Source organism: Frankia sp. CcI49 (assembly GCF_001983215.1).
Lineage (GTDB): Bacteria > Actinomycetota > Actinomycetes > Frankiales > Frankiaceae > Parafrankia > Parafrankia irregularis.
Genome location: NZ_MOWP01000033.1, coordinates 165,009 through 171,559 on the forward strand (window position 1 = coordinate 165,009; position 6,551 = coordinate 171,559).

Here is a 6,551-nt window from a genome sequence, read left to right on the forward strand (position 1 = left end):
TCGTCAGCTCGGACTCACGGGACCCGGAGCGTCGCCCGTCAGACGGAGAAGGTTCACTGAATTCATGACCGAGGGAACTCCGGTGGGGCGGCGGGTGGTCTTCGCCATGCTCGGTCTCGGCGCGCTCGGCGTCTTCGTGGGCGCCGACGTGCAGCGCGGAACCGACCGCTTCGTCGCCCCGCTACGCGAGAACGACCCGACCGGGCTGACCGGCCTGCTCCCGTCCAGCGGCTTCCGTTACTACTCGGTGGTCAGCCATGTTCCGGCCCGGACGGCCGCGGACTATGTGCTGACCGTGCACGGGCTGGTCGACCGCCCGCTGCGGCTCACCCTGGACGATCTCTCCCGGCTGCCGCAGACCGAGCTCGTACGCGACTTCCAGTGTGTGACGGGCTGGCGCGTCCCCGACGTCCGCTGGACGGGTGTGCGCCTCGCGGCGCTGCTCGACGCCGCCGGGCCCAGGCCGGCGGCCACCGCGCTGACCTTCCGCTCGTTCGACGGCGCCTACGACGAGAGCCTCACCCTGGAGCAGGCCCGCCATCCCGAGGTCCTGGTGGCCCTCACGATGCTGGGCGGCCCGGTCACCCACGACCACGGCGGGCCGGTGCGCCTCTACGTGGCACCGATGTACGGCTACAAGTCGATCAAGTGGCTGGGCGAGATCGAGCTGGTCGACGCGGTCGCCCCGGGCTACTGGGAGCAGCGCGGCTACGACGTCGACGCCTGGATCGGCCAGTCGAACGGGCGCGACGATGAGCCCGTCTGACAGCGCATGGGACGGCCCGTCGGGCAGCCCGTCCGACGAATCGACGGAGTACGGCGACGCCGCCGACTACAGCGAAGCCGCCGACTACAGCGAAGCGGCGGGGCACGGCGAGGTGCCGCGGCTGGTGCGGCGGTTCGGCCGGGCGAGCCGGGCCGCGCACTGGTCCACCGCGGTACTGACCGGAATCTGCCTGGCGACGGCGGCGGTGCTGTACCTCGGCCCGCTGGCGACGCTGGTGGGCCGCCGGCAGATCGTGTCGGCCGTCCACCTGTACGCCGGTCTCGCGTTGCCGCTGCCGATCCTCGCCGCCGCCGTCTCCGCCGCGTACCGCCGGGACGTCGCCGCGCTCGACCGGTTCACCGCCGGCGACTGGGCCTGGCTGCGGACCCGCCCACGCCGCCGGGACCGCTCGACGGTCGGCAAGTTCAACGCCGGCCAGAAGCTGTACGCGGCGTTCGTCGCGGGTGCCGTGCTCGTCATGCTGGGCACCGGTCTGATCATGGAGTACGGCGGCCCGGGCGCCATCCCCGTCTCCTACCGCACCGGCGCCACCTTCGTTCACGACTCACTCGCGCTCGGCCTGTTCGTCGGGGTCTGCGGCCATCTGTGGATGGCCTCGCGCGACCCGGTCGCCCTGGTCGGCATGCGCACCGGGATGGTCCCGCTCCCCTGGGCACTGCGCGAACATCCCGCCTGGCTCACCGGGCCCGACGGCGGCCCCGATGGCGGGCCCGGCAGTGGGGCCGGCAGGGGGGCCGACGGCGGGTCGCAGGCCTGACATGCCGAGCCTTCCCACCCTCACCGGAGCCATCGAACTGCCCGACGGCACCTGGGTCCGCGGGCGCGGCCTGCGCCACCCCCGCCCGGACGGACGATCACCCGACTTCGGTCTCTACCTGGGCTCACCGCGGCTGCGCCGTCGGCACGACGACGCGCTGACCTGGGCGCGACAGTGGATCGACTGGCCCGACTTCGGGCTGCCCCGTGATCGCGACGAGGCCATCCGGCACATCCGCGCGCTGCACGAACGTGCGCAGCCCGCCGGCTCGGCGGTCGAGGTCGCGTGCGGCGGCGGTGTCGGGCGCACCGGCACGGTCATCGCCTGCCTCGCCGTGCTGACCGGCCTGGACCCCGCCACCGCCATCGCCTGGACCCGGGAACACCTCCACCCCCGGGCGGTCGAGACCCCCTGGCAGCGCAGATGGGTCGCCACGTTCCGGCTGTCACAGACCGACGCCGGCCAAGATCGCTAGTTGGCGGGCGGGGGAGGCTCGCAGCCCCTCGAACGCGGCCGGACCTCCGAGCGCCCGGCAGCCCGGCAGCCCGGTTTGACGAGTCGCAAGGGTGAACGATTTTGGTCGTCCCGACAACCAAAATCCTTCCTTCTTGCGGGTCGTCAGGCGAAGCTACGCCCGTTTTGCCTCTCTTATGGCGAATTGCTGGTGCTGTGTGGCGGTGGCCGGGCGAATTGCTGGTGCCGTGTGGCGGTGGCCGGCGGCAAGGAACCGCCGAGGCGCCGCCCTAGCGCCACCCGGCCAGCTTTCGATCACCTTCGAGTGGCCCGGCCGCGGGCCGACGCGGGCCGACGCGGGCCGACGCGGGCCGACGGTCACCCAGGCGAGCCGATCGTTGACAGTCGCTACCTAGCCGTTATACATAACCGTTATGCAGATCGGCTGGACGTCCCACGGCGCCTCGTGAGGTTCCTGATGCTTGCCCTGCTCGACCGCGGGCCCGCCCACGGCTACGAGCTCAAACGAGCCCACGACGAGCTGTTCGGTGACGTGGCGCCACCGGTCAACGTCGGCCAGATCTACGTGACCCTGACCCGGCTCGAACGTGACGGCTCGGTCGTCCATCACGTCGAGGCCAACGCGGACGGGCCCGATCGCAAGATCTACGAGCTCACCGAGGTCGGCCGCAAGGCGCTGCGCGGCTGGCTGGCTGATCCGTCCGAGCTGCCCGTGGGCAAGAGCGACATCGTGCTGAAGCTGGTCGCGGGCCTGATCACCGACGGGACGATCGCCCCGGCCGTCGCCGAGCACCGGATGCGCTGCATCCAGGCCCTGCGCACGCTGGCCGATCTGCGGGCGGCGAAGCACCCCGCGGGCAAGCCCCGCGGCCCCGGCGGCCTGAACGAGGCCGCCAACACCAACGACACCAGCACGGGCGCCAACGGCACCGGCGGTCGGACAGACCTGCCTGTCGGCCTCGGCGATCTGCTGCGCGAGGCCTCCGTCCTGCACCTGCAGGCCGAGCTGCGCTGGCTCGACCTGGTCGAGGAACGACTTTCGGGGAGATTGTGATCATGGAGCCGAAGCCGTCCAGCTCGGCGGGAACGCCGATCATCGAGGTGACCGGGCTGACGAAGGCGTTCGGGCGGGCGCCGGCGAAGCGGGTCGCCCTGCGCGGGGTGGACCTGAGCGTCGCGCCCGGGGAGTGGGTGGCGATCGTCGGGCCGAGCGGCTGCGGCAAGTCGACCCTGCTGCACCTGCTCGCCGGGCTGGACACGGCCGACTCCGGGTCGGTCCGCCTCGCCGGGGAGGAGATCAGCACGCTCTCGGCGGGCCGGCGCGCCCTTGCCCGCCGGCAGCGGGTCGGGCTGGTCTTCCAGGCGTACAACCTCGTCCCCCACCTGACCGTCCAGGCCAACGTGGAGCTGGGCATGCGGGTGGCCGGCACCGGGCGGCGGGCGACCCGGGCCCGGGCCCAGGAGCTGCTCGACCTGCTCGGCCTGTCGGACGTCGCCCGGGCGCTGCCGGCCACGCTCTCGGGTGGCCAGCAGCAGCGGGTGGCGATCGCCCGGGCCGCGGCGACCCGCCCCGACGTGCTGCTCGCCGACGAGCCGACCGGCGCGCTCGACAGCGAGGCCACGGGCACGGTCGTCGATCTGCTGCGCACGGAGAACGCGGGCGGGCGGACGGTCGTGATGGTGACCCACGACTACGCGGTCGCGGCCACCGCGGACCGCATCGTCTTCCTCCGCGACGGGAAGGTCACCGACGAACGGCGCCCCCGAGGCCTGACCGACAGCCCGGGCGTGGTCGGGGCCCTGCCCGGCTCTGGCGCCACCGCCGCGACGGCGGCCGGCTCCAGCTCCGGCGACGATGCCGAAGGCCCAGAACGGGCCGGCGCTGACAGTGACACCGGCACCGCGACCGGCACCGGCGACGTCGACCTGCTGGGCCTTGGGAGCTGGTGATGAGTGCGATCATCGCCCTGACCGTGGCGGGGCTGCGCAGCCGAGGCCGTGCCGGGACGGCTGTGCTCCTCCTGGTTCTCGTCATCGCCGCGACAGGGCTGACCGCGGGGGTGAGCGTGGCCCGCGGCGGCGAGGGCCGGCTCGACGACCTGGCCGAACGGACGAACGTGCCCGACGTCGTCGTCCAGGCCCGAGGCCTTCCCGCGGAGCCCACTGCGGCCACCGCAGCCACCCCGAGCACCGCGGCCACCGCGGCCACCGCGGCCACCGCGGCCACCGCGCGGGACGGTGCCGCGACGCTGGCCGGTGTGCCCGGGGTCCGGGCGGTGGCCGGGCCGCAGCGGGTCGTCGACGGCGAGCTGGTCACCGGATCGGGGCCGGCCGACCTGGAGTCCGCCGAGGTGGCGGCGGTCGATGATCCTGACCAGGTCGTCGGCGCCTCCCAGGTGACCGCGGGCCGGTGGCTCGACGGCCCGGGCGAGCTGGTCGTCGAGCGCAGCGCCGCCACCCATCTCGGGCTGGTGCCGGGGTCGGCGGTCACCCTGCGGTCTTCCGGTGGCGCGGACGTCCCGTTCACCGTGGTCGGCACCGCGACCGATCTGACCGACTGCGCCTTTCCGGACTGCGACCCGATCCGCATGTTCGCCAGCTCGTCCGGGGCGCGCCGGCTCGACCCGACGGGGACGGCGTCGTCCACCAGGTATCTGCTCGACGCCGCACCCGGCACCGACCCCGAGGAGCTGGCCGGACGCCTCCAGCGTGACCATCCCGACCTGGCCGGCTGGACCAACACCTGGCCGGACACCCGCGGGGACATCCTCGTGGCGTCCCGGATCTTCGGCCGGTTCGTCTCCGCCTTCGGTGTCTTCCTGCTGGTCGCCTGCGCGATCGTGATCGCCGGGACGATGACGATCCGGGTCATCCGGCAGCGGCGGGAGATCGCCATGCTGGGCGCGGTCGGCTGCCGGCCCCGGGAGATCGTCGCAGCCCTCGTCGGCGAGCACCTCGTTCTCGGCCTCGCCGCGGCGGCGGGGGGGTGGGTGCTGGGCTCCCTCGTCTCGCCGCTGCTCGATCTCGGCGCGGCGCCGCTCGCCGGCCGGCCCGCACCGGTGTGGTCGGTGGCCGACCTGCTCCTCACCGCCGGCGTGCTGAGCCTGGTGCTGGTCATCGCGACGATCAGCCCTGCCGTCCGGGCCGCGCGGGCACCGGTCACCGAGGCACTGCGCGACAGCCCGTCGGCCGGAAGGCTGTGGTCACGGGGGCCGGCGACCCGGGTGCCGGCACGGCTGAGCCTGCTCGGGCTCGGTCCGCTGGCCACCAGGCCGGCCCGCACCGGGCTGAGCACGCTGGCCGTCGTCGTCGCCGTCGTCGGCCTCATCGTGACCGGTGGATTCCTGCGCATCGTCGAAAGCGCGGCGACCGACCCGTTCCAGACCGGCAGCCCCTGGGACGTCACGGTGAGCGCGCAGGCCTCGGACAGCGCGCCCGCACAGGACGGCAGCGGCCCGCAGCACGGCACCGGCGCACAGGGCGGTGCAGCCGCACCGGACGTCGCGGCGGCGCAGGGCGCCGAGGCCGCGCGGATCGGCTCGGTCGTGCGGACCGCGCCGGGAGTCGCGAGCTGGTACGCCGAGGCCAACCGCCCGGCGAACCTCGGCGGTGAGACCGTGCTGGCCCGGGCCTTCGACGGTGGCCCGCCGGCCTACCAGATCGGCGCCGGGCGGCTTCCGCTCGACGCGGGCGAGGTCGCCGTCGGCTACGGGCTGATCGCCGATCGCGGCCTGAAAGTCGGCGGCACCGTGGCGTTCGAGGTCGCCGGAGCCACCCACACCGCCCGGGTGGTCGGCTGGTACCGGACCACCGAGGACACCGGCGACATCCTGCTGCTGCCGATGGCGGAGCTGCGCCGCACCGAACCAGGCGCCGTGGCGACGGTCTTCCGGCTGACGGCGGGGCCGTCGGTCAGCCCGGCGGCGCTCGCCGACCAGCTCAGCGAGGCCCTGGGTGACGACGTCCCGCTCGAGCTGCAGGACAGCTCGACCGAGGGTCTCGCCATGGTCCGAACGGCCATGCTCTCGATCGCCGGCCTGGTCGCCGCGGTCGCGCTGGTGAACCTGCTCGCCACCCTGCTCGCCGGCAATCGGGAGAACGGGCGGGCGCTGGGTGTTCTCGGGGCGCTCGGACTCACCCCGCGCCAGCTCGTCGGGCAGGGAGCGGTGGCCGGCGCCGCGCTCGGCGTGCTCGGTCTGGCGGTGGGGATCCCGCTCGGCCTGGTCTGCTTCCGTGTGCTGAGCGATCTCGTCTCCGCCAGCATCGGGATGGGCCCGGGGTACGGGAACGGACCGGGCCTCGGCGTGCTGCTGGGCCTCGCGGTGACCCCGCTGGCCTGCGCTGCGGCCGGCGGCCTCGCCGCCCGCGTCCTCGCCGCGCGGCCGGTCTCGCACCTGCTGCGCTGGGACTGATCTCCGCAGGAAATCCTGAGCCACAGGCTGCCGCTGCCGCTGCCGCTGCCGCTGCCGCTGCCGCTGCCGCTGCCGCTGCCGCTGCCGCTGCCGCTGCCGCTGCCGCTGCCGCTGCCGCTGC

At 74.2% G+C, this 6,551-nt stretch carries 6 protein-coding genes; all 6 read left to right on the top strand.

The features are described from left to right. Nucleotides 1-64 precede the first annotated feature (64 nt). The 6 genes from CcI49_RS30170 (at nt 65) to CcI49_RS30195 (ending at nt 6,430) form a co-directional block, all read left to right on the top strand. On the top strand, nt 65-766 hold the full coding sequence (locus CcI49_RS30170; protein WP_235498109.1) for a molybdopterin-dependent oxidoreductase: 702 nt from the start codon (nt 65-67) through the stop codon (nt 764-766). Beyond that, nucleotides 753-1,544 (top strand): cytochrome b/b6 domain-containing protein, encoded by a 792-nt coding sequence (locus tag CcI49_RS30175; RefSeq protein WP_241840321.1) that lies wholly within the window; start codon nt 753-755, stop codon nt 1,542-1,544. Before CcI49_RS30170 ends, CcI49_RS30175 begins: the two co-directional genes overlap by 14 nt. A gap of 1 nt (nt 1,545) precedes the next feature. Next, entirely contained in the window at nt 1,546-2,019 is a 474-nt protein-coding gene (locus CcI49_RS30180) for a protein-tyrosine phosphatase family protein (protein ID WP_054568260.1), read from the top strand. A gap of 456 nt (nt 2,020-2,475) precedes the next feature. Continuing rightward, nucleotides 2,476-3,072: a PadR family transcriptional regulator gene (locus CcI49_RS30185; protein ID WP_054568261.1), complete on the top strand. Its 597-nt coding sequence runs from the start codon at nt 2,476-2,478 to the stop codon at nt 3,070-3,072. A gap of 2 nt (nt 3,073-3,074) precedes the next feature. Next, nucleotides 3,075-3,968: an ABC transporter ATP-binding protein gene (locus tag CcI49_RS30190; protein WP_076832141.1), complete on the top strand. Its 894-nt coding sequence runs from the start codon at nt 3,075-3,077 to the stop codon at nt 3,966-3,968. Then, nucleotides 3,968-6,430, top strand: a complete 2,463-nt coding sequence (locus CcI49_RS30195; RefSeq protein ID WP_076832079.1) for an FtsX-like permease family protein — start codon at nt 3,968-3,970, stop codon at nt 6,428-6,430. The genes CcI49_RS30190 and CcI49_RS30195 overlap by 1 nt, the downstream gene beginning before the upstream one ends. Nucleotides 6,431-6,551: the final 121 nt, after the last annotated feature.